Origin of the sequence: Streptomyces sp. NPDC021019 (assembly GCF_044333295.1) — a bacterium.
GTDB lineage: Bacteria > Actinomycetota > Actinomycetes > Streptomycetales > Streptomycetaceae > Streptomyces.
In genome coordinates, this window is record NZ_JBIRQR010000012.1 from 1 (window position 1) to 24,331 (window position 24,331).

The 24,331-nt window shown below is 74.6% G+C and carries 13 protein-coding genes; 2 read left to right on the forward strand and 11 right to left on the reverse strand.

All coding sequences use genetic code 11. The annotated features are described in order from the left end of the window. Window positions 1-272: 272 nt before the first annotated feature. Window positions 273-1,388 carry a DUF4037 domain-containing protein gene (locus ACH4RG_RS35355; RefSeq protein WP_398540863.1) on the forward strand — a complete coding sequence of 372 codons (1,116 nt, stop codon included), beginning with the start codon at window positions 273-275 and terminating at the stop codon, window positions 1,386-1,388. 25 nt (window positions 1,389-1,413) lie between these two features. On the opposite strand, the gene ACH4RG_RS35360 is transcribed toward ACH4RG_RS35355, so the two are convergent. The 11 genes from ACH4RG_RS35360 to ACH4RG_RS35410 form a co-directional block, all read right to left on the reverse strand. Continuing rightward, complete coding sequence (locus ACH4RG_RS35360) at window positions 1,414-3,417, reverse strand: hypothetical protein (RefSeq protein ID WP_398540864.1); 2,004 nt, start codon at window positions 3,415-3,417, stop codon at window positions 1,414-1,416. Between the two features lie 5 nt (window positions 3,418-3,422). Beyond that, a complete protein-coding gene (locus ACH4RG_RS35365) occupies window positions 3,423-5,471 on the reverse strand; it encodes a hypothetical protein (protein WP_398540865.1) in 2,049 nt (682 codons plus the stop codon). After that, the gene (locus ACH4RG_RS35370) at window positions 5,468-8,137 is read right to left on the reverse strand and encodes a hypothetical protein (protein WP_398540866.1); all 2,670 of its coding nucleotides are present in this window, start codon (window positions 8,135-8,137) and stop codon (window positions 5,468-5,470) included. The genes ACH4RG_RS35365 and ACH4RG_RS35370 overlap by 4 nt, the downstream gene beginning before the upstream one ends. Continuing rightward, complete coding sequence (locus ACH4RG_RS35375) at window positions 8,134-12,021, reverse strand: tubulin-like doman-containing protein (RefSeq protein WP_398540867.1); 3,888 nt, start codon at window positions 12,019-12,021, stop codon at window positions 8,134-8,136. Before ACH4RG_RS35375 ends, ACH4RG_RS35370 begins: the two co-directional genes overlap by 4 nt. 132 nt (window positions 12,022-12,153) lie before the next feature. Beyond that, a complete protein-coding gene (locus tag ACH4RG_RS35380; RefSeq protein ID WP_397919065.1) occupies window positions 12,154-14,430 on the reverse strand; it encodes a VWA domain-containing protein in 2,277 nt (758 codons plus the stop codon). A gap of 129 nt (window positions 14,431-14,559) precedes the next feature. Then, window positions 14,560-15,111, reverse strand: a complete 552-nt coding sequence (locus tag ACH4RG_RS35385; protein WP_361876703.1) for a Pycsar system effector family protein — start codon at window positions 15,109-15,111, stop codon at window positions 14,560-14,562. After that, a complete protein-coding gene (locus ACH4RG_RS35390; RefSeq protein WP_397919067.1) occupies window positions 15,108-16,160 on the reverse strand; it encodes a hypothetical protein in 1,053 nt (350 codons plus the stop codon). The genes ACH4RG_RS35385 and ACH4RG_RS35390 overlap by 4 nt, the downstream gene beginning before the upstream one ends. Further along, window positions 16,153-18,936, reverse strand: a complete 2,784-nt coding sequence (locus tag ACH4RG_RS35395; protein WP_397919069.1) for a hypothetical protein — start codon at window positions 18,934-18,936, stop codon at window positions 16,153-16,155. Before ACH4RG_RS35395 ends, ACH4RG_RS35390 begins: the two co-directional genes overlap by 8 nt. Before the next feature lie 3 nt (window positions 18,937-18,939). Continuing rightward, the gene (locus ACH4RG_RS35400; RefSeq protein WP_398540868.1) at window positions 18,940-19,911 is read right to left on the reverse strand and encodes a hypothetical protein; all 972 of its coding nucleotides are present in this window, start codon (window positions 19,909-19,911) and stop codon (window positions 18,940-18,942) included. Between the two features lie 97 nt (window positions 19,912-20,008). Further along, a complete protein-coding gene (locus ACH4RG_RS35405) occupies window positions 20,009-20,719 on the reverse strand; it encodes a Crp/Fnr family transcriptional regulator (protein WP_397919073.1) in 711 nt (236 codons plus the stop codon). Window positions 20,720-21,139: 420 nt separating this feature from the next. Continuing rightward, window positions 21,140-22,933 carry a lysyl oxidase family protein gene (locus ACH4RG_RS35410; protein ID WP_398540869.1) on the reverse strand — a complete coding sequence of 598 codons (1,794 nt, stop codon included), beginning with the start codon at window positions 22,931-22,933 and terminating at the stop codon, window positions 21,140-21,142. 457 nt (window positions 22,934-23,390) lie between these two features. Between ACH4RG_RS35410 and ACH4RG_RS35415 the strand changes: the two genes are divergently transcribed. Beyond that, on the forward strand, window positions 23,391-24,224 hold the full coding sequence (locus ACH4RG_RS35415) for a hypothetical protein (RefSeq protein WP_398540870.1): 834 nt from the start codon (window positions 23,391-23,393) through the stop codon (window positions 24,222-24,224). The last annotated feature ends 107 nt before the right edge of the window (window positions 24,225-24,331 follow it).

Consider the following 24,331-nt stretch of genomic DNA (forward strand, 5'->3'; position numbering starts at 1 on the left):
ACCCCCCGGATCATGGTTAACAAGGGGGGGAAGTCATGCCGGGCCCGGAGGCCGGCAGCCCCGTTGCGAGGCCACCAAAAAGGTAATGGGGGGGGCCGCCGGACGCGCACCCGTCTCTCGAAGGACGCGAGGTGCCCGGGGGCGCGACGGTGGAGAAGTTCTGAAGCGGGGGCGGCCGGTGCGGGACGACCCGGTCCGGGCCCGCCGCCGTCACCCGGCCGCGCGCCGGAAAAGGGCTGGCTCCCCCCGCCCTCGTACCGCAGAGTGACCGCATGACGCCGCCCGACCCCGTGTTCCTGCCCGGACTCGCCCTGTCCCGGATCCTCTACGAGGAGGCCGTGCGGCCGATCCTCGACGCGGAGTACCCCGGCCTGCGGTACGCCGCCGCCCGGATCGGCTCCGGCTCCGAGGTGCTCGGCTTCGACACCGCCCGGTCGGCGGACCATGAGTGGGGCCCGCGCCTGGACCTGTTCCTGGAACCGGCCGATGCCGCCGCGCACGGGGAGCGTCTGCACCGCCTGCTCGCCGAGCGGCTGCCCAAGCAGGTGCGCGGCTGGCCGACGCACTTCCGGCACGCCGACCCGGACAGCCCCGTCGGGCACATGGAGCTGACGGACGGCCCGGTCCACCACCGCGTCCTCGTGGCCGACGTCGGCGGGTGGCTGCACGATCGGCTCGGCCTCCGCCCCTGCCCCGGCGGGGAGCCTCCGTCGCCGGAGACCCGCGACTGGCTGGCCATGCCGCAGCAGAAGCTGGCGGAGACCACGGGCGGCGCGGTGTTCCACGACGGCATCGGCACGCTGACCCGGGCGCGGCAGGTGCTGGACTGGTACCCGGACGAGGTCTGGCGCTACCTGCTGGCCTGCCAGTGGCAGCGGATCTCCCAGGAGGAGGCGTTCGTCGGCCGCTGCGCCGAGGTGGGGGACGAGCTGGGGTCCGCCGTGGTCGCGGGGCGGCTCGTGCGCGACCTGATGCGCCTGTGCCTGCTCCTCGCGCGGGAGTACGCGCCGTACGGCAAGTGGCTCGGCAGCGCCTTCGCCCGGCTGCCCGGGGCCGACGAGCTGCTGCCCGCCCTGCGCGGGGCCGTCACGGCCACGGACCACCCGGCGCGGGAACGGCACCTCGGCGACGCGTACGAGGCCTTGGCCGCGCTCCAGAACGGCTCGGGCCTCGCGGAGGCGGTGGACCCCGGGCGGCGGCCGTACCACGGCCGCCCGTTCCAGGTGCTGCACGCCGAGCGCTTCGCCCACGCCCTGGCCCGGAGCATCACCGACCCGGAACTGCGGGCCCTGCCGCTGACCGGGAGCGTGGACCAGTGGGCGGACAGCACGGACTTCCTCGGGCGGCAGGGGCCCGTGCGGGCCGCGGTCGACGCGCTCGGCGGCTGACGGGGCCCGCGCCACCGGACGGCGGTCAGGTGAGGGCGATCACCAGGAGAAAGCCGATGACGACCGCCGCGATCGCGAGGAGGGTGCCCACGAACCAGTTCTCCCAGGGGAAATCCGGCCGCCGGGGGCTTCTGTCCCTTTCCGAGGGGGACGGCTGCGCCGCCTTCGGCGCGGGTGTGACCGGCCTCGCCGCGGGCATCGGCGCCATCTTCGGCGACGGTGTGGTGGACGACACCGATGTGTACGAGGACGGGAGAGGCACCGGCGGCTTGGCGGGGGCCGGCCCGGCGGTGGGCCGCACGGGTTCCTGTGTCCGTGCCGGTGCCGGTGCGGGTGGGGACGCGGGTACGGACGCGGAGCGGGGAAGGATGTCCGCCACGACCTGCTGCCACAGCTGCGGGGGCAGGTCGGGGGCCCGGCCGCCCGGGGGCGTGACCAGGATGCGCCGCAGCCATTCCATACCCGTGTCGCGACCGTCCTTGAGGACGATGTTGAACAACGGCCGGAGATCGGGGGCCCGGAGGGGGTCCCGTGCGAGCGGGGCGACGGCCCAGGAGAAGAGATCGGCCGCCCGCTCCCGCATCTCCGGGGCGGACGGACCGTCCGCCCCGGACCTGGCGGGCCGGAAGTACAGGTTGTGCCGCAGCACTTCGGTGCAGAGCGCGTGTGCGGTCGCTTCGTCGCGGGACCGCTGTCGCGCCTCGTCGGCCAGTTCGGCCAGGACGAGATCGCGGGAGGCCCACGGCAGCCCGTCGGCGGACAGGAGGGTCAGCAGCGCGGCGTCCAGGAGGTCCCGGAGCCGGGCGGCCAACCGCGCGGACTGGGCGGTGCCGGCGCTCCGGTGGACCAGCAATTCCTCGCGCAGGCGCTGGAGTTCCTGCTCGTGACGGGCCTCCCGGTCCTGGCGCGCGTACCGGTCCTCCTGCGGTTCCCGACGCGCGTACCGGTCCTTCTCCAGGGGTTCGATCGCGTACGGGTCTTCGCGCCGGGGTTCGATCGCGTACCGGCCCTCCTGCCGGTCCCCGCGCCCATGCCGGTCCTCCTCCCGTACACGGCGGTGGCGGCCCTCCTCCCCCGGTGCGGGGGCGTGCCGGGCGTCCAGCATGCGGCGCAGGGCCTCGCGCCGTTCCCTCCGGGGCAGGTGGGCCCCGGAGAGGAGTTCACCGGTCAGATGGGGCACGCCCGGAGGTGCGTCGGGGCGGTCGAGCACGTACTCGACCATCTCCTTCGCCGCTGCCATCTCGACGTCCCCCTCGGCGGGCAGCCGCAGCCGGATGCGGGCCAGCGACCGGGCCCCCGTCGCCTGTGACGACCACTCGGGCACGCAGGTCAGGCGCAACGAGTGAGTGTCCACGGTGTCGAACGTGGCGTAGCTCCACTCCGTGCCGAACCAGTCGCCGAACACCGACAGCAGCCCCAGATACAGCAGGGAGGCCGTGTTCCGGCGCGGCCAACCGGGCAGCTCGTGTTCCCTGGCGAGGACTGAGAGCCGCCGGGAGGGGTCGCGCAGCCACTCGGCGGTCACCACCATCAACGGCTTCTTCACCGCGGGGAGTTCGTCGAACATGTCGGCTAGCCGCTCGGCCGCCGTCGCCCGCAGCAGGGCCCCGTCCAGCGTCGGCAGCCCCCCGGCGGCGGTCTTCGCGACGGAGGGGTCGCTCCAGGCGGTGCCGCCCAGAGCCAGGCAGCGCTGCGGCGTCAGGGTGTCCGCGTCGCCGAACACCGCGTGGCAGGCCATGCTGGGCCGGCCGCCCCGGTCCAGGGTGGGCCACCGCTGGAGGAGCACGGTCCCACAGGTCTGGGAGGAGACCCGGACGCTGCTCCGGCGGGGCGCCGGGACGGGGCCCGGCACCCAGAGCAGCGGGCCCAGGTCACGGAGGAGGGACTCCGCGCGCTCGGCCGAGCAGGAGTGCGCCACCGCCGTCATCCCTGAAATGGAGCGGCCCTGGTTCCCGTTCCAGCGGAAGACCACCTGGTCGAGCCGGCCGCCCGGGCCGCTCTGCTCGCGCCGATCTAGGGCGTCGTTCACCACTTCTACCTTCCCACGCCGAATGATGCGGCGCCCCCGGGCGCCTCGATGATCCCGTGCATCGCCAGCAGCGACACCAGGGGTTCCAGCACCCGGCGTGGCCCCGCGCCCGCCGGGTAGCGGCCCTGGCTCTCCTGGCCCCCGGTCGCGGACGCGATGTGCAGGGTGCAGCGGCGGAACGCGTCGAAGGGCCGCAGCCAGGCCTGTCCGGCGTGCTGCCGCAGCAGTGCGTAGACGTCCCCGCTCTCCTCCCGGAACTGGTCCGGGCCGATCGCGGCGGGCGGTGGTTCGCCCAGCCAGCGGTCGACCGGCGGCTGGAACCGGAGCAGGTCGGACTTGCCGAGCACCATCGCCGCCGGGGTCTCCAGATAGGGGCCCCGGCGTGGCAGCCGGTCGAGGACCGTGCCGAACGCCGCGTCGCCGTCCCGGTCCACCTCGGTGCCCCAGCGCTCGCGCACCCCGTCGAGCTGCGGCAGCGGCAGCGCGAGCGCCGGGTCGACGACGAAGACCAGGGCGTCGATGCCGAGCAGGAAGCGCAGCGCCCCGTCGGTGCGGACGAGGTCCTCGCCGCCGAGGTCGAAGAAGGCGACCGGGCGCACCCGCCCGCGCGCGTCGGTGAGCAGCAGCGACTCGACGAACTGGGCGAAGCCGTCCAGCCCGACCCCGCTCGTGTGTTCGAGCACCTTGCCGCTGCGCAGCGGCTGCACCCGCTCACGTACGAAGCGCGCGTGCTGTTCCGGGTTGACGGACTGCCAGCCCACCCCGTACCGCTCCAGGCCTCCGTCGGTGATCTCGGCGATCATCTGGGTCAGCAGATGGCTCTTCCCGGTGCTGGACTGGCCGATCATGGCGACCGTCAGCGGGCGGCCGTGGGTGAGGTAGGGCACCGGGATGTGGTGGTCCGGGAAGCCCTCCGTGTCGGCCGTGCACTGCTGGACCGCGCCCCGCATCACGTCCTCGCGCCGCACCGGGTTGCCGATACGGGAGAGATCCAGGGGCCGGTACTGCATCTGGTCGTCCGTCACGAACAGCGCGCTGAGGTCGAGTTGGATGCCTTCCAGGCAGTAGGGGCAGAGCACCTCCCCGGGCGGCCGGTCCTCGGATGTTCCGTCCGCCGGGTCCTCCGGGGGAGCGGGCGTCCGCCGCTTGGCGTCCAGCGCCCGGTCGAACGCCTCCTGGTGCGGGCGGGAGCCGTCCGCCGGGGTCGCGGACCCCAGCCGCCGCGCGTCCTCGGGGGCCAGCAGCTCCAACAGCGCCCCGGGAGTGGGGCGTCCGGCCGCCGTGGGGGCGAAAGCGCGGGGCAGCGTCCCGGCGAGCACGCGGTGCCGGTCGAGGTCGGCGGGTGCCCGGTCGGCGGGGCCGGGCCGACCGGTCACGAGCTGGTAGAGCACCTGGGCGGCGCTCCACACCGCGTCCCGGGGGTCGACGAGGCCCTCGCCCCGGTGCTGTTCCGGCGAGGCGAACGGGGACCGGCCCCACGGAACCCGGGGCCGCCCGGCGCGGGTGACGCCCTCGACTCCCCAGAGCTGCACCGACGTACCGTCCCAGAACACGGTCGCGGGGGAGATCCCGCGCGCCACGAGACCCTGGGTGTCCAGCAGGCACAGGGCCAGCGTCAGGTCCCGGGCGAACACCCGCTGGTCGGACGCGGACATCACATGGGTGCGCCCGACGGGGGCGCCGCGCGGGGCGGCGTACAGCAGGAACGGCTCGGCGGTGTCCAGCTCGTAGCCGATGACGGTGGGGAACAGATACGCGTACGGGGTGTTCTCCAGGGTCCGTTCGAGGCGCAGGGCGGTGCCCGCCTCGGTGTCCAGCAGGGTGCGGGCCGCCGGGTTGGCGGCGTCGGCCGCCGACAGGAACACCTGGACGCACCGCCGTCCCGGCTCGTCGAGCAGCCCGTTGCGGATGCGCTGGGGCAGCGCCGGGTCCCGCCGCGAGTCCGGGCCGAAGCGGGCCGGGACGGTGCGTCGCCGCCCGGTGGGGTCGGCGAAGACGAGGTGGGGGCGCGGGGCCCCCGGTGACGCGGGCCGGCCCGGCGCCGTGGTGTTCACCACCGGTCGTCCTCCCCGAACTCGGTGTCGACGGCGGGCTCGGCGCGGTCGGCGCCGGTCCGGGGATCGCCACCGGTGCTCTGCCGGGGCAGGACGGTGTCGACCACGCCCATCCGCAGCGGGGTGAGCCGGATCAGCCCCGCGTACCGTCCGGAGGAGGTCCACAGCGCCTCCTCGGCCGACGACGAACCGGTCTTGCGCCAGGCGGCCTCGATCTCGGCCTGGAGGGTGGCCGGGGCGAACCGGATCCACCGGGCGGCCTCCGGGTCGCGGCTGAGGAGGGCGCCCTGTTCCGGCGAGGACAGCTGGACGACAGCCCCCCGGTCCGCCTCCCGGCCCACCAGCTCGGCGACCCGCAGCGCATCGGTGCCCAGCAGCCCCGCGGCGGTGGTGCGGGCCCGGTGGTCGGCCGGGTACGGCGGTGGGGCCAGCACCCCGTAGCGCCAGAGGTGGTGGCGGGCGGCGGACAGCAGTTCGCGGACCCGCTCCTCGGTCCGCGCGAGTGCGAGCGTCCCGGCCTGACCGCGTTCGACGGCGCCCCAGTAGGGGGCCATGGCGGCCATCGCGGTGTTGCGGAGGTCCCCGGCGAGGGTGGCGACCAGGTCCGGTCCGCCCTCGCCGATCTCCCGGTCCAGCCAGCGCGGTGCGCGGTCGCCCTCGCCGCTCTCCCACGGGGCGACGTCAGGACCGGCCGGGTACGCGGCCGGGGAAGGCGCGCCGTACGGTCCGGGGTCCCCGCCGTCCCGGTCGCCGTAAGGAGTGCCGTACAGGTCGCCGACCCGGTCGGCCCCCGGATCGCCGTGCCGGTCCGGGGTGTTGTCCCAGGCGTAGGCGGCGGCCCAGTCGTCGTCGTCCGCGCTCCCGTCGGCGGCGTCGGGCTCCTGGCTCTCCAGCGCGGAGCGCTCGTTGATCCAGCAGGTGTCCTCGTACGGATCGGCGCCGCTCGCCACGGCCGGGGCGGGGGGCTCCGGTGAGGCCTGGGCGTCGGCGGCGGCAGCGGTCGCCCGCAGCATCCCGGCGACCGAACGCGCCGCGTCCGCGCAGTACAGCCGCTCCTCCGCCGCCCAGTGCTCGCGCACCAGCTCCGCAAGGAGGGTGTCGAGCCCGTCCAGCGCGGTGCGCAGCGCCGTCGTACCGCGCCCGGCGGCCCAGGAGTCGGCGGCGTCCCGCCAGAGCCTGCGGACCGCCTCGGCGGTGAGACCGAGACCGACCAGCAGCCCGGTCCCGCCGAGCCAGAGCGGCGGGGCGGCGGCGTGCGCGACCGCCGCCCCGGCCACCGCACCGACGACGGCGGCGATCCGGGGACCCATCGGCCACCGGGCGGCGCGCCGGCCCGTGCGCAGCCGGTTCGCGCCCAGCAGTGCGACGACCACGAACAGCACCGGCACCAGCAGCGCCGCCAGGACGGCGGGCCACTGCCACAGACCGCCCAGCAGCCCGGCCGCGCCCGCCATGAGCAGCACCGCGCCCGGGGCTCGGGGCGGCGCGGCGTACTCGGTGGCGGAGCCGCGGGTCACCGACTCCTCGGAGTGGTCGGCGAGCCGGTGCAGCAGGGCGGTGCCCGGCACCGGCTCGACCCGCCCGGCCAGCGCGGTGAAGTGCTGGGCCACCGAACGCAGCGCGAGCCCGTCGCCCAGCAGCCTGCCCGCCAGCTCGCGGAGCCCCTCGCCGACGCGTTCCCCCGCACTGTCGGCCGCCGGCACCCGCAGTCCGAGCGCGCCGAGCCGGGCGGCGGCCTCCGGGGTGGGCGCCGTCGCTCCGCCGCCGCCCTGGAGGGCCCGTTCCACCAGGGCGCGGAACCCGTCCAGATCCTCGCGGGCCTGGTGCAGATCCGCCTCCAGGGCATCGCGCCGGGCCGGGTGCAGCAGACCGGGGAAGGACCGCAGCGCGACGAGGTCCTCGTCCGCGCGGTCCAGGGACTCCGCGCACGTGCGGTGCGCGAGGTTCGCCCGGCCGTCCGGCCGCCGGTGCCCGTGGCCCCGGCCGTCCCGCCCTGTCACGAGTGCGCGCAGCGGTTCGGGCAGCTGGGAGTCCGGGACGATGTCGACCGGGTCGACCGCCCCGCTGTCCTCACCCGCGAACCGGGTCAGCGCGTCCCGCCAGGCCCGGTCCCTGACCTCCGTCGGGAGATCCTGCTCCAGCAGCCGTACCCCGGGGGCGGCGACGGAGTCGGGCAGCGTCCGCAGGTCCTCCAGGACCCGGACGAAGACGTCCGGGACCGACAGGAGGTCCACCAGGACGGCGAGCGCCGCGGGGTCGTCCGGCTCCACCCGGTCCAGGGCGGTACGTGCGGAACGCAGATCACCGGCCCACACCAGGCCGGTCGTGGCGGCCCGCAGAGTCGTGGGCCGCACCAGCCGGCGGTCGGGGAGGTACGCCTCCTCCCCGCCGGTGTACGAACCGGGGGAGCTGCCCACCAGCAGCACCAGGATCCGGGTCTCGCCCACCGCCCGGTAGCCGGAGAGCAGTTCGTACTGGAGCTGGTGGTCGGTCAGCCCGGCCGGGGTGTCCGTGACCAGGAACAACGGGTAGTCCGGTTCCGGCAGTCCGGCCCGGCCCAGCTGCTCGGCCACCCGGTCGCGCACGGCCTGCGGGGTCGCCAGGGCCGCGGCCCCGGCGCGCAGGTCGAGACGGACCACGGCGGTGGTGTCCTCGGGAGAGGTCACTGCGGGCCCCCGTTCCGGCGCCCGGCGTCGCCCTCGTCGTCCGTGCCCCAGCCGTCGGTGTCCCAGCCGCCCTCGGCCGGAGGCCGGACCGGCGGCGTGTCCTGTGCGCCGAACCCTTCGGCGGCGCCGTCGTCCCTGCCGCCGAAGCCCCTGGCGTCGATGTCCCTGCCGCCGATGCCCCGTGCGCCGGCGGGCTCACCCCCGCCGAACCGGCCGTCGTCGGACCGGGAGCCGGTGTACCGGTCGTCGCCGGAGCGGGAATCGGCGAACCGGCCGTCGCCCGCCCGGGAGCCGGTGTACCGGTCGTCGTCGTCGAACCGGGCGTCGCCGGGGAAGTCGGTGAACCGGTCGTCACCCGCCCGCGGCTCCGCGTACGGGTCGGTGAACCGCTCGTCCCGGGGCCGCTCGTCCGCGAACCGCTCGTCCCGGCGTCCCTCGCCCCGGACCGGCCGGTCCTCGCGTGAGGCGTCCGGCCCGTACCGCTCCTCCCCGTACCGGGCGCCTGCGGGCCGGGCGCCTGCGGGCCGGGTGTCCGTGTGCCGGGCGTCCGTGTGCCGGTGCGCGCCGGCGTACCGCTCCTCCGGGTCGTACGGGGCCGAGGGGGGAGCCGGGCGCGGACCGGGCAGGGTGTCGTCGCCCGGCCGTTCGTCGGTGCGCGGGGCCGAGGTGCCCCAGTCCTCGTCGTCCTCCACGACGCGTCGGCGCTCCGGCGCGGGCCGGGCGGGGGGCGTCTTCGGGACGCCGCCGCGTGCGTACTCCAGCAGCGTGCGCAACGTGGGCTGGATCGCCTTCTTGTCGCCGAACTCCATGTCCAGGGCCGCGGGCAGGGTCTCCGCCCAGAACTCCCACAGCGGCCTGATCCAGCCGTCCACGCGCCGGCCTCCCAGTTCCCGGCGCTCCTCCAGGAGCTCCAGCTGGCGCGGGGCGATGCGCTCGACGAGCTCGACGAACATCGGGTGCGGCTCGGTGCCCGCCCGTCCGACCCCGAGGGGCTGGGCGCTCATCAGCTTGCTGCAGTAGTCCTCGACGGTCCGCTCGTCGTCCAGCACCGTCCAGCGTTCGTAGGAGCGCAGCAGCTCCGACCAGCTGGAGATGGAGCCGGGGAAGTCCCCGAGCCGCAGCCGTACGCCCGGGACGCTCGCCCCCTTCTCCGGGAACAGCCGCAGCCGCACCCGGGAGGGCGAGGCGGTGTCGCCGTCCAGGACGTCGACCTGGCCGTTCCACATGCAGCACAGCAGGCGGTGCAGGATCGTGCGCCGGTCCTCCTCGCTGCTGACCATCCAGTCGTCCTCGAACCCGAGGCGCTGCCGCCAGCGCAGCACGTCGTGGGCCTGCTCGTCGTCCTTGGCCCTGGCCCACTGGCGCAGCACCTTGCGGGCCTCGGGCACCTGGGTGAGGCTCATCTCGCTGCGGAAGAGGACCACGGTGATCGAGTCGCTCTCCACGCCCCGGTACTCGACGGAGTTCTTCGCGTCGGACGGCAGCCGCAGCGCCTTGGAGAGGTACTCCTGAACCTCCTCCGCCGCCTGGACCCGCGGGTGGGTGACCAGGACCCGCAGTGGACCGGTGCCCTCCGGGGTGAAACCGACCGGCAGCAGACCGGCGAGCTTGCGGCTGAACAGGTCGAGTGCCTCCTTGCTGACCTGGTCGGTGGCGTCCGCGTCACCGGCGGCGGCCGCCAGCAGGGTGCTCATCGAAGGCAGCAGGGGCCGCTCCTCCAACTGCGCGCCGCTCTCGGCGAAGAGCCGGGTGATCCGCGCCTCCAGCCGCGCCTTGACGGCCCCGACCGCCCCGTCGGGGTCGCGGTGGCTCCGGGTGTGCACCTCCCGCCACGTGTCCCCGTCGACGAGCCGCAGCAGCAGCGACGCCTCGTCGTCGCTCTCGCGGAGGCCCTCGCCGCGGACGAGCCGGTCCACGACGTCCTCGTAGAAGTGGTTGAGACTGCGCTGCGGCGGCAGGAGGTAGGAGATGCCGGTGCGCTCCGCGTACAGCTCCAGGCCCTTCTGCTGCGAGGCCTTGGGCTCACGGTCGGCGTGTTTGCGGAAGGCGGTCACCAGCCGCGCCAGGTCGGTGCCCGCCGTGTCCGCCTGCGACTGCCAGCGCTGCTGCTGCTCCCGCCAGGCCTCGTGCCACACGGCCCGGCTGCGCCAGCGGTACCAGCTGTCCTGGGCCTGGAGGGCGGCCCGTACGTCGTCGTCGCCCCACCGGGCCGGGGACAGTCCGGCCATGCTGCCCTTGATCCGGGGGGTCTTCGGCGGCTGGTCGGTGACGCCCGGGGGCCGCTTCGGGGAGCGGGAGCGGGCGGTGAGCATGCCGAGGAACCCGAGCCGGGTGATCTCGTCCTCGCTGTCCGGGACCCCCCGGACGAGACGTTCGGCGAGGAACGGGTCGACGCTCTGGAGGAGCTTCTCGATCGCCGGGCGCGGGCTGAACCGGGCGGCCATCGCGGCGGCCTGCCGGTCGGCGACGGACTGGAGCTCGGACAGCAGGCGCTGCATGTCCCCGATCCGGTTGTTGAGCGCCTCCTCGACCGCCTTGCCGCCGCGCGGCAGCGGCTGCGGGTCCTCGACGGGCAGCTGCTTGCGCTCCCACAGCTCTTCGAGCTGGGAGTCCGCGAACAACTGCCGGACCAGCGGCACGGTGTCGTCCTTCACCGGATTGCGCGGCCGCTCCACCAGTTCGGTGACCGCGACCCGCAGCAGCCGCCCGGCCACCAGGTCGGCCAGCTGCTCCATGGGCGCGGTCATCGAGGCGACCAGGCTGGTGGAGACGCCCTGACGGCCGATGCCGGTGGGGGACAGGGCGCTGCGGTGCACGCCCCGGTTGATGAAGCTCGCGGCGAAGGTCTGGAAGTCGTCGTCGCCGGCCATCGACCGGCCCTGGGCCCGGCTGTCGCCCAGTTCGGTGCCGATCAGCGACATCACCAGCGAGACGATGGAGCGGCGCAGGTCGTCCTGGCGGATGCCTGCCGTCGGGCTGAAGAGGAACGCGGTCGGCAGGATCCCGGTGCGCAGCCGCACCGGGGTGGCGCCCGGGTAACGGATGCCGAGGCCGGTCTCCTGGTCGAGTTCGCCGATCTCCGCGCCGGCGGTCGGCGCGTTCTGCCCGTCGACCAGCCGGAACAGGTCCACCAGCGCGCGGGCGGCGTTGAGGTCCGCCTCGCGCCCGCCGCCGGTGGAGGCGGAGAACGAGGACGGCATGACGACCAGCGGATAGATCTTCACGCCGTTGAAGTTGCGGATCTTGAACGCCTGGTTGATCAGGTGCAGATAGTCCAGGAAGATCCCCGCCCCGGTGCCGCCGGCGACCGAGAACGCGACGAAGACATCACAGCCGGCGACCCGGCCGCCGCCGAGTTCGCTCAGCTCGCCCGCGGCCCTGGCGATGGCGTCGATCGCCTGGAGGAGGGGTTCCAGGACCGGCTGGAGGGAGTGCCGCAGCGTGGCGAAGAGCGCGGCGCGGCCCACCGTGGGGAGCTGGCCCGCGCCGTTGTGCAGCGGAGTGACGCGCGGTTCGCCGTCGCGCGGGGGCAGCCAGCCCGCGACCTCCTCGCGCAGGCCGGCCCGCAGCATCTGCGTCACCTCCGGCGAACTGTCGAAGTTCGGCAGGAGGTTGTGGGTGGCTCGCGAGGTGCGGGCGTACGCCGCGCGCAGCGAGGAGTCCACATTGAACTGGGGCAGCCGCTGGAGGTCGGACTCGCTGAAGTCCGCGTACACGAATTGCAGGCAGTCGGGCAGTTGGTAGGGGGCGAGGCCGCCGATGTGCTGGAGGGCGGTGCCGTCGGGTCCGCACAGGTCCACGCGCAGCTTGCGCTCCAGCTCGGCGCCGACGAGACCGCCGGTGCCGCCCAGGCCGACGAAGAGCATCGGCTGGAAGATCTTCATGGGTTCCTCCCGCTTCCGGCCGGGGTGGGGCCGGTTCGTCCATGGGCGTCACCGCACGGCCGCGAGGAGCGCGGCCGTGCGGTGACGCCGGGTCCTGCGGCGCCGGCCGCCGGGTGGCGGGCGGCGCGCGCCTCACAGGTAGTCGTCGCTCCCACCGGTCGTGGGCGCCGGGTCGGGCCGCCCGGGGGCGGTGGTGCGCACGGAGTCCTCGCCGAGGGAGAGGCTCAGCCGGTCGGTGAGGTCGAGCCGTCCGGTCGCCGTGAGCCGCTCCCGGGTGCGGCCGCCGTGTCTGCGCAGCACCGCACCGCCCTCGGGGCTGCGCTGCACGGCGTACCGGCCGTTGGTGCGCCGTTCGATGCGCGGGTTGCTGTGCGCCTCGGCGATGTCGAACGCGTACCACTGCTTCTGGCCGTGACCGGCGGTGTGGACGCCGAGCACGTCGCCGTCCTCGGAGAGCAGGTGGAGCGTCAGCCCGTGCGGGTCGCGGCGGGCCCGCCGCTGCCGGAGCCAGGCCAGCGCCACCAGGACGCCGACGACGATCAGCGCGACGGCGCCGACCAGCACCCACCAGTACCGGTCCAGCAGGCTGGGTTCGGGGGTGACCTGGACGGACAGCGGGGTGCGCACCAGGGTGCGGTCGCCGTCGGTCGCGTCCTGGACGGTGATGGTGCCGCCGATGCCGAGGGGGCCGTCGTCGAGCCGCCCGTCGAAGGACTTCTCCGGGCCGATCCCGAGCCTGATCTCATGGGTGGAGGACGCGCCGGGCTTCACCACGATCTCGGCGGGGCTCACGGTGAGGAGCCCGGCCCGGACGTCCGCGAGGGACAGCTTCAGGGTGTGCGGGGCGTCCGTGGTGTTGGTGACGGAGAGGTTCGCGGTGACCGTGTCCCCGGGGTGGCCGTCGCCGCGGACCGGGCCGAGCGCCGTGGTGACGGGCAGGGCCCCGGGGGCGACCTGGCCGCCCTCGCTGCGGGTGTCGGCGCTGAGCCCGGAGGCGGTGAGGGTGCCGCTGACCTTCAGGGCGCCGTCGGCGCTCTTCGGGACGGTGACCGTACCGCTGAACGAGCCGTCGCTCCCGGTGGGGTCGGGCCCCTTGCCGTCGTCGGTGAGCCGCAGCGGCAGCGGGGCGAAGCCGTCGCCGGTGAGCCGGCTGCTGACCTTCAGACCGGCGTAGTCGGCCGGGTCCTTGATCTCGTAGCCCTCGCGGGTCTGGAGCCGCATGGTGACGGTCGCCTTCTCCCCGGCCTGCGGGGAGGGCGGGTCCATCGTGATGGAGCCGCGCAGCTCCCCCTGCCACAGGACGCTGACGCCGACCGGCAGTGAGCGATGGCCCTCGGGGGCCTTCACGTCGACCTTCCACCGGCCGGGCACCGGGTCGACGATCTTCAGCGCCTCCACGGTGCCGCCGCCACCCGCGAGTTCGAAGGTGGAGTCCTGGAACTTCCCGGCGGTGGGCACCTTGTTGCCGAGCGGGTCGGTGTAGGTGACGGTCACCTCGGGGGAGCCCTTGTCGACGACGATGCTGCCCACGGTCGCCAGCGGCGAGATGGTGATGGGCAGGGTGGCGGGCGGGCGCTTGCTCGGACCCGCCTCGTAGCGCAGACAGTGCGCGGCGGCGAAGATCTTCTCCAGCGCCCGCCCGACGTCCTTGGCGCCGGACACCTTGCGGGCGGTGGGGCGAGCGGACGGCAGGTCGACGCAGCCCTTCTGGAAGCCGCCGGCGGCGATCGCGTCGAGCTGCTCCTTGTCCGGGTCGGAACCGAAGCCGAGCGGCCAGATCTGTACGTTCTTGGCGGCGGCGTTCCTCAGCTCCAGCTCCAACTGCCGCTTCCCCTCGGCCTCGCGGTGCGCCGGGTCGCCGTACTGGGGGCTGCCGGTGACGTCCATCTGCCCGTCGGTGAGCAGGAACAGCACCCGGGGGGCCGACGGGTCGGTGCCCGAGCTCAGTTCGTGCACGCCCTGGCGTATCGCGCTCGGGAAGTCCGTCCCGGTGCCCTCGCTCTTCTTGCGGCCGCGCAGCTTCTCCACGCAGCCCGCGACCGACTCCCGTCCCGCCGCGTCCAGTCGGGTACGGGGGCACACGGGGTCCACCGCCCGCTGGTCGGCGGACTCGGCGGCGGCGAAGCCGAACACGCTGATGTGGGAGGTCGCCGAGACGTCTCCGAGCGCGATCCGTGCGGCGGCCGCCTTCTCCGCCTTGATGTCCGCGGGCGCGAGGCTCGCGGACTGGTCGACCGCCACCGCGTAGTTGACGGCGGTGGAGACGGGCGCGGCGGCCGCGGCGGGCTCCGGATCGGCGGCGGCCGGTGCCGTCAGGGAGGCGAGCAGGGCCGCACCGGCCAGGACGGCCAGCGCCGCCCGCCCGGCCCGTCCGGTGGAGGCCGGGCCTCTTCTTCGGTCATTTCGCACGACCGTCCCCTTTTACTGTCGTTGCCGTGTCTGCGTGGTGTCGGTTTCGGTGTCGCGAAGCGCTTCTCCGGCTGCTCCGCGCAGCCGTCGGTGGTGTGCCCCTGGACGCGGCACACCCGTGCGGGGCGGTCAGCGTCCGGCCAGGCTCCAGGCGAGAGCCAGCGCGGCCGCCGGGGCGAGCGTGGCGACCGCCCAGCGGATCGCCCGGTACTTGGCGGACAGGATGGCGCTGACGTCCACGGCCTGGACGAGCAGCCAGCCGACCGGGTCGCGGCCGGCCTCGTTGACGCGGGCGGTCAGCACGTCGTAGTCGAACGGGGCCAGCAGGTCCCCGAAGTACGTCACCCCCTCCTGGTCGCGGACCGTGCCCGTACGCGGCAGGAGCGCGCGGACCAGGGCGGCCACCGCGACCACCCACAGCACGCCCGCGGCCACCAGCGCCAGGTCACCGGGGCCCCGCCAGTCGGGCGAGCCGTGCCGCCCGATGAGGAAGGCGGGCAGGGCGAGTGCCCCCGAGAGCAGCACGGCCGCCTTCGAGTCGGCCCTGCCGAGGTCCTCCCGGACGGTGACCAGGAGCCGTTCCGCGATGCGTTCCCCCGCCCTGTCCGGCCCGTGCTGACCCCCGTCCGGCACCGGCGCGGTCGGGGCGGGGGAAGTCCTTGTGGTTCCGTCGGCGCTCATCCGTCGCCCTCCACCCAGCCCCAGCCGTCGTCGCGGTTGCGGTCGCGCGGCGCGGGCGGTTCCGGTTCGGCGTCCCGGACGGGCGGGCGGGGCTGCCGCACGGGAGGCTCGTCCGCCACCCAGTCGGGGATGAACGGCTCCTCGCGGGCGGGCGTCAGCTCCCGGGGGGTGCGGCGGGCGGGCCGGGTGCCGAGGGGGCCCTGGACGCCGAGATGCTGCCTGCTGAGGTCGTCGAGTACCCGGGTCTCGATCTCGTCGGAGTGGATCTGGCCGTCGGCGATCATGGCGAAGAGCCGGTCGACCCGGTCCCTCTCGTCCTGTCGGCCCTCCTGGCGGATCTTCTCCAGGAAGTTGTTGGCCTCCTTGGGGTCCGCGGCCAGCATGTGGCTGAGCTGCTCCAGCTCACCGCCGCGCAGCATCCTGAGGTAGTTCTGCTGCCGCATCGCCGCCAACTCGTCGGCGCTCCGCTGGCTGCGGACCTTCTCCTCGTGGCCGATCGTCCGGTCGTCCACCCGCAGCCGTACGTACAGACGCACCCGCAGCCCGAGGTCGGTGCCGAGGTCGTTCCACCGGCCGGAGACGCACGCGTGGGTGATGGCGTTGTTGGCCTGCTCCGCCTGGTGCACCGGGAACTGCGCGGAGATCTCCCGCAGCCGCTCCAGGGTCGGCGCGGTGAGCCGCTGGGCGATGTCGGTGACCACCTGCACCGCCACCAGGTGCGGGTCCTCGACGGTCCAGTGGATGTCCACCTCCGCCTTGAAGAACGTCGCCCCGCCGGACGCGGGCAGCTCCATCCGCAGGGTGGTGACGAAGGTGCCGGTGGCGATCTCGCAGATGGTGTGCGGCCGCCAGGCCAGCGGCGGTTTGTCGTAGTGCTCGATGCCCGAGACACCGGCCACGCTGTAGCCCCGCCGGTAGAAGAGCACCGACGTGGTGCGGGCGCCGCCCTGCCGGAACGCACCCGTCGGCGTGTACTCCCGCAGGAACGGGCCCGCGGGCCGCGAGGGGTCCACCGCCCCGTTCCCCGCCACGCCGTTCTCCTCAGCCATGACTCTCCTCCTCTTCGGACCGCCGCTGCCGCGCGGGCACGGCGAGCCGCCACAGGGCGCGCGCCCGTTCCTCGGCGAGCGGACGGTCCTGATCCCTCATCATTCGGCGCAGCAGCCAGTCCAGCCGCCGCCGGTCCTGCTCCTCGGCGGTCAGGGCGGGCAGCAGCGCGGCCAGCCCCTCCCGCGTCCACTCGCGGCCGTCCTTGCGCGAGGCGGAGCGCAACAGGGTCTCCAGGGCGTCGAGCGCGACGTCCCGGGACCGCGCGGTGTTGAGCGCCGTCCAGAACAGGTCGGCCAGCTTCCCGGTCAGTTCGGGCCGGGTCGCGGCCAGCGCGAGCAGCAGCGGCCAGTCGCCCCGGTCGCCCAGCGGGGTGCCGGGCTCGTCGTCGAGGACCTCGTCCACATCGGTCAGCGCCAACCGGACGATGCTCACCAGCGCGAGGTCCTGGTACTCCTCGCCGCGGTGCCCGGTCCAGTCGGCCAGCCGCCGCAGTACGGTGGCGCACTCCGGGAGCGTCAGCAGCCGGACCACGTTCAGCGAGGCCACGGCCAGCTGTTCCCCGTCGTCGCGGACCCCGATCCCGGCCAGTGCGTCCAGGGTGTCGTCCATCGAGTCGGCGGACCGGCCGTAGCCCAGCGCCATGGCGGCGGTCCAGCGCAGGGCCGGTGTGCCGTGCCGCGACCAGGTGTCGACCACCTTGCGCACCGCCCGGCGGTGCGAGGCGTGGCCGGCGGCCTGGTCCAGCGCGGTGGCGGCGAAGACCCTGCGGCGGGGCGTGGGGGCTTCGGCGAGCGGCCGGATCAGCTCCGCGTACCCGTGCTCGAAGTCGCGTACGGACAACTCCCCGGCGGCCACCGCGGCGCGCATCGACACCTGGGGCCGGGGGTCGTCGGCGAGCAGCCGCAGCCAGCGGACGACCGGGGCGCGGACGGGGAAATGCCGGTCCCAGAGCTCGGCGAGCACGGCGGCGGGCAGCGCGGACCCCCGGTAGAAGATCAGCCGCCCCGCCACCTCGCTGCCCGCCACGTCGACGACCCCGTCGGCGGGACGGGCGCGCGAGAGCGCCAGGTCGGATTCCGGGTCGTCGCAGAAGAGGGGGCGCGCGGGGGTGCTGTCCGGATCGCTCTGTACGGACAGTTCCCAGGTCAGCAGGTGGGCGGCGGCGGACACCGCGCTGTGCGACGCGCCGCCGAGTACCGCGAGCGCGATCCGGAACGCCACCGGGTGGAACAGGGCGGCGGTTCCGGAGCGCACGGGCTTCCGGCCGTCGCCGGGCGGCGGCGCGGCCAGGGCCCGGTCCACCCCGGCGAACCACTCGTACGCCTGGACGGCCGCGAGACCGCGACAGCCGGACAGCAGCTCCGCACGGCCGACCGAACCCAGAAGGTGCCCGGCCAGCAGCGAGGCGAACAGCTCCGCCTCGGCGGGCCGCAGGTCGTCGAGGCCCACCGCCTCGGTGACCTCGGGGTCCTCGCGGAGCTCCGCCGCACGCTCCAGCAGCCGGGAGAGCGAACCGTCCCCGAGGGGGCGGCGGTCCCGGTCCCGGTCGGGGCTGCCGTCCCGGCCACGGCCCCCGTCCCGGTCGGGGTGCCCGTTCGGGCCGCTGCCCCCGCCCCCGTCCCCGGCCCCGTCCCGGCTTGCGTCGCGGTCCGGGGCGGGGTGCCTGTTCGGGCCTCCGTCCCGGGCCCGACCCCCGTCGTGGTCCCGGTCGGGGTGCCTGTTCGGGCCTCCGCCCCCGTCCCGGTCGGAGTGCCCGTCCCCGTCCAGGCCCCCGTTCCGGGCGCCGCCCCCGCCCCGTCCCGGGTCGCCGTGTTCCTCCTCCAGCCGCTGGCGCAGCCGGACGGCGACCAGTTCATGGGTGGGGGCGGGCGGGCAGATCGCCCCGTACCGCCCGGCCAGCAGCGGGTTGGCCGCCGAGCCGACGCTCACCACGACCACCGCGTACGAGCCCTGCTCGGCCAGCGCCGAAGCCAACTGGTCCAGGTCCATCCCGTCGGGCGGCAGGGTGCCCGGCCGGTCCAGGGACGCCTCCAGCAGATATCCGGTGCCGCGCGGGTGGCCGCCCTCCCCGCCCACCACCTGCGCGGCCAGCCCGCGCACCCCGCGCTCCGGGTCGGCGCGGCGCACCCGCTCGCTGTTCTCCCCGCCCTCGCCGTCGCGGGTGACCTCCTCCAGGAGCGCCAGCGCGGTGCTGGCCCGGCCGGTGCCGGGGGCCCCGCCGAGCACCAGCAGCCGACGGGCTTCCAGCGCCCGGCGCAGCCGTACGTACCCCTCCGGCTCGATGTGGGTGCGGCGAATCCGCAGCAACTCCTCCTCGGGGACCGGGCCGTCGCGCGTCGTGAGACCCGAACGCCGGGCGTCGAGACCGATGTTGATGTCGCCGATGTGGAGCTGGCCGACGTCGGAGCGGTCGAAGCCGATGAGGTCCCGGCCACTGGCGAGGAGCTTCTGCCCGGACCGCCGGGCGCGCGTGGCGGCGGCGGCGTCGGTCGGCTCCTCCTCCCCCTGCTCCTCGGCGAGCGGGTCGCGGGTCCGGTCCTTGAAGCGGTCCGCGGCGCGTTCGCGCTCCTTCTCCCGCTCGGCGGCCTCGTCGTCGGTGGAGTCGGACGAGCCGGGGGCGTCGGAGGAACCGGGCGCGTCCACGCCGCCCGGGGCTTCCCCGGCCCGGTCGTCCCCCCGCGCCCCACCGCGCGGCGGGTCCTCGGGGGAGCGGGCGTCCTTCGCCTTCGGGGCGGCGGGCTCGGCGGGGCGCTCGGCCACTGCTTCGTCGGCCATGTTTCAGTCCTTCCGGGGGCCGGAGCCGGTGACGCGGCCGATGTGCACGGGCTGCTGGTAGACGTTGTGCTGGTGCACGGACAGGTCGCCCTGCGCGGTGTACCGGGCGTCCCCGTCCCCGGCCTCGCCCTCCTCGTCCCGGTCGTCCCGTACGCGTTCTGGAGCGGCGGCGGCCGGAGCGGTGCCCGTCCCCGCGGCCGGAGCCGCGACCGTCCCCGCGGCCGGAGCCGCGACCGTCCCCGCGACCGGAGCCGCGGCGGACGGAGCGCCGACCGTGCCGGATGCCCTCGTGCCGGATTCCGCCGTGCCGGATTCCGCCGGGCCCGCTGCCGCCGGGCCCGCTGCCGCCGGGCCCGGCTCCTCCGGGGCGCTCGGCCCGATGCCCGGCGCGGGCCGTCCCGGCAGGTGGAACCAGGCGGAGACCTCCCCCTCCTTCAGGGGGAGCCGCGCCCGGGAGAAACGCGTGGGCTCGATGAACTTGCCCCCGGCGGAGACCACGTCGACGTAGAGGGAGTCGGAGACGGCGAGCACCAGATCGGCCTGCTCGCGGTCCAGCAGCTGCCGGGCGACGGACGAGTCGGCGAGCCGGCAGGTCAGATCGACGGCACGCCCGCTGATGCCCCGGCTGTCATGGCGTACGGGACCGACGTGCATGGCCACCCGCAGCCCGAGCGGCACGAGCAGGGAGCGGTTCTCCTCACGCAGGTTCTCGTGGACCTCGACCATCCACAGGCCGAGCAGCCGCGTCACCGCGATCCGGCCGGCGACGGACACCAGCACGCCGTCCCCGCGGTCCTCCATGTGGACGGCGTCCCGGCCCACTCCGGCCTGCGCGAACGCGGTCTCCAGGACCCGGTAGATCCGCTCCCTCATCCGCGGCTTGTCCGCGTCGCCGTACTGCCCGGAACGTCTGGCGTCCACGCTGATGACCAGCTCGTAGCGTGCCTCTCCGGCATCCAACGCGTCGTGCTCCACCGCGAGTCCCCGTTCTCTCTGCGCTTGCCGTCCCGTACAGCTTCCGGCCCGGGACGAAGGCCGTCTGTAGCCGTTTACACACGGCGGGGCGGAGCTTTCAGTCCAGGTGTCCCTCCGCGAGGAGAGCGAGCAGCGCGGGGTCGAGGATCTCCACCATGCGCGTACCGGTGCGCACGATCTTCTGGGTGCGCAGCAGCCGCAGGGCCTTGGCGACCGCTTCGCGGGTCGCCCCGACCGTGGCGGCCAGTTCGTCCTGGGCGAGGTGGACGACGGCGCCGGTGGCCCCGGGGCCGGGCGCGGACGGCGCGTAGGGGCCGGTGGGAGCGGTCCGGGAGAGCTCGGTGAGCCGGCTCGCCAGGCGCTGGAGGACGGTCAGGGAGGCGAGGGCGGAGCGCTCCTGGTCGGCGCTGCGCAGCCGGAAGGTCAGCTGCCGGATCACCAGTCCGCTGACCCGGGGGTGGGTGGCGAGGAACCGGCGGAACGCGTCGCCGCCGATGACGGCCGCCTCGACGGTCCCGAGCGCCCGCACGGTGGCGCTGCGGGGGTGCTGGTCCAACGCGGCCATCTCTCCCAGGAGTTCGCCGGGGCCCCGTAACCCGAGTATGAGCCGGGTGGTGCCGCGGTCGGTGACCTGGGAGACGGTCACCCAGCCGCGCAGCACGATGACCACATGGCCGGTCCGGTCGCCCTCGGTCAGGAGTGGGGTGTCGGCCGCGTACTCCTTGCGGTGCCCCAGGGCCATGACGCTCTCGTACTCCGGGGCGGTCAGAGCCCGCCCGAACGCCAGCTCATCGCCGAGCAGCCCCATGGCCACTCCCCCCGCGGCGGTATGTATGGCCCGATCTCGTTGGCGTAGATGTTTCCAGAACCACCCCTTGAGGGGAGTGAATTGCGCCACACATGCACTACGCATGAGTAACCGATGCGTTGCCTGGTCGGCTGCGGTGACTGCCGGGAGCGCCTCCTCCGCAGCCGCGTTGCGGAGGGGTGCCTTCCGTGGGGCCCCGGGCGGCGTGGGTACGCCTGGTCGTGTCCCTGACCGGCGGAGTCGTGGGGCGGACGGGAGGAGCGGCCGCGAAGCGGCGGTACGGCGGGGCGGGGTTACGGGTGCACGGGCGAGTTGGCGAGAACTCGGGTTTCGTCCCGGCATGCCGCCGGCCCCGGGAGCACCTCCCGGGGCCGGCGGAACGTCACGGTACAGAGCGCTGCAACGCGGCGACCTGCAAAGCTAGTTGGCGTTCACCAGGTGGTGGGCGGGGACCTTCACGGTGCGGGCGCCCTTCTTCCCTCCGAGGACGACCTTGCGCAGCGCGCTGTTGTTGTTGTGGTTGGTCTCCTTGAGCCGGTTCTCCGGGTTGGCGAGGACCTGGATGTAGTACGTGCCGTTCGGCAGGTCCGTGATGTCGAAGGACTGGCCGGGCAGGTCCTGGGTGTAGGTGTCACCGGAGCCGACGTCGAGCACCTCGCGGACGGAGATCGAGTTCTCCTGGCCGCACGCGGTGGACAGGTCGGTGTTGTCCGGGTGCCAGTTGGCGTTCTTCACCGTGTAGTCGACGGCGTCGGTGTTGGCCAGGCAGAACGCCTCCTTGCCGCTGCGCACCGACTCCTTCTGGTCGGCCTTCAGCAGCCGGTAGCTGGCGAAGTCCGTGAAGTGCCAGTGCTCGTGGCCGGGGCGCGGGTCCCACTCCATGGTGCCGGTCGGGGTGTAGCCGACCTGCTTGCCGGCGGCGTCGTAGAAGTACTGGTAGGCGTCCATCAGCTCCTTGCCCGGGGAGCGGAAGCCGTCCACGACGAGCTTGGCCGGGCCCGCGTTCCACACGTTGGCGCTGAAGGCGAGGTAGTCCTTGCCGGGCACCTCCTGGTAGCCGTCGCTGACGGTGATGCCGTACGCGGGCAGCGAGCGCAGGTCGGGCTTGGGCACGTCGGGCACGACCGCCTTGCCGGTGGGCCGCTTCGCGTTGGGCTCGGCTCCCGGCGCCTGGCGCGACCCGTCGGTCTGCCCGGCACGGTCGCCGGCCTTGGCCGCGGAGAAGGCCTCCCGCTGGAGCGACTCCTTCTTCAGCGCCCAGGGCAGGGCCGCCGGAGCCGGCGGGTAGGGCCCGTGGCCGACGTTGAACGTGGCACCGGCGCCGGTCGTCCGGGCGGTGGGGGCCTCGGTGCGGGCCGGGGCGCCGTGCGCGTGCGCGGCGGGCGCGGCGGCCTTCCCGTGTCCTTCGTGCCCTGCGTGTCCGGCGTGTCCTGCGTCCTCCCCGTGCCCCTGGTGCGCGGACGCGGCGCTGCGGCTGCCGGCGGGAACCGGGGGCGGCTCCTCCCAACTGCGCTCGCGCACCGTGACCTTGACGGTGCGCGTCTGGTTGGCGATGCCGAAGAGGTCGCGGTACTTCTTGGTCACGTTGATCTTGGCGGTGTACGTGCCGGCGGCCAGCTGGACCGGCTTGGTGTAGTGGCCGGCGTAGGTGTTGGACGCCCACCCGTTCTCGACGCCCCACACCGAGCCGAGAGTGAAGGGGTTCACCGGACAGCTCTGCGGATACTTCGAGTTGGCGGGCGCGTCGGGCCGGACCCGGCCGGAGGCGTTGTTGGGGCAGAACGCCTCGGTCTGGCTGAGCACCGTCCTGCCCGCCGCGTCGGTGAGCTTGATCTGCGCGAAGTCCGGCAGCCCGGAGAAGTCCTTCACGAGCCCGGCGGGGAGCGCCTTGGTCGTGGTCTTCTTCCCGTTCCGGAAGACCTGCGAGGCGACGACCGGGTCCTTGTAGGACTTCCGGGTCACCTTGAGCTCGAAGGCGCCGTTCTCGGAGGTGAGGTACGTCCCGAGATCCAGATAGACGCCCGGATCCTCCTTCCACGAATCGAGCGTCACCGAGGTGGAGGCGGCGATCAGGCTGAGCTTCGGCGTCGGCTCCGCCGTCTTGGCGTCGGGCGCGGCGGCGACGACGCCCGCGGTCACGGCGACGGCCGCGGCGACGGCGACCGAGGGGCGGGTCAGGCGGTTCGTGCGGCCCTGCGGGGATCTGGTCATCATTCCTCGTACTTCTGGCTTCCGGGTGCGTGACGGAACGTGGACGAGCAGCACGGCCCCCACTCCAACTCCCCTGTGGCGACGCTGTGTCCGGCCTGTGAGAAGCGGAGTGGCCCCCACAGGTTGTCTGCACTCACCCGGACGGCCCACAGTTGTCCGAAAAGTACCGCCCGGGTCTCCGTGGCGGAGTCCGGCGGGAAGCCTCGGCGCGGCTACTGCGCAGCGGTTCCGCCGGACGGCGCCCTCGCTCGCTTTTCGGCCAGGGGCGCCGCCGGCGGACCGGCTCGTCCCGTGCGGCGCCGGGTCGTGGCGGTCGTGCCGGTCGTGCCGGGGCCCGGGGCAGTTTGTTCACGGCTGCGGACCGGGTGACCGAACAAACCGTGCCGCGCTGAACTGGTCCTGCTGCGCCGGGGTGCGGCCGACGAAGACGAGTCACAGCACGGAGAGAGAGGTCGTCGGGATGTTCACCAGGGGACGCGTCGCCATGGTCGCCATGGTGGCCGCGGGGCTGGTGTCGGCCGTCGGAGGTTGCGCGGGCGGAGCGGACGGCGAGGCAGGCGCCTCGGACCAGGGGACGGCCGACGCGGCGGCGGCACGGCCACCGTCCAGGGGACTGGTGCGGTGGGCCGCCGGGTTGTGCGAGTCGACGACCGCGGTCGAGGACCTCCGGAAGGACAGCGCGGCGAAGCTGCGGGAGATCCGGAAGCCGCGGGAGCCCGGCCCGTCGGCCGAGCTGCTCGCCATGAGCTACCTCTCCGGGACGCCGAACGCGGTGGAGAGCGTGGACCGCGACCTGAGAGGGCTCGGCCGGTCGGGCATTCCCGCGGCCGACCGGCTGCTCGCCGCCTGGCTGAAGAAGCTGGCGGCCGTCCTGCCCGAACTCGTCGAGGTCTCCCCGGCCGCGGCGATGGACGACACCGAGGGCAGTGCGGCCGGGGCCGACAGGCTCGTGCGGTCCCTGACGCCGCCCGAGCCGGACCTTCCGGAGCTGACGGAGAAGGATGCGCGGCTCGCAGCAGCGACCGAACCGTCGAAGCCCGCCGTGGCCAGGGCGTCCCCGTCCGGGGCGAACGCGACAGCGCGGACGCTGCCTTCCTCGGGCCCGTCGGCCTTGACGGGGGCGCCGAGCGGCGTGAGCCGGTCCGGGGCGCTCAGGCCAAAGAAGGGGAAGGAGGCCCTCGCGCACACCAGCGGCTCCTCGACGCGTACCCGGACGAGCCGCTCGCCGGCAAGGCGCGCAGCGGCGCGAAGAAGGCAGCCCCGGCCAAGGCACTCGACGACGTGCGCACTCTGATCGGTGCCACCTGCAGCGCGGGATCCGGCTACTGCGACAAACCCGCCAAGTACAGCGCCGCCCCGCCGTACCGCAAGGGCACCGATCGCGCGTTGTTCCTCGGCGAA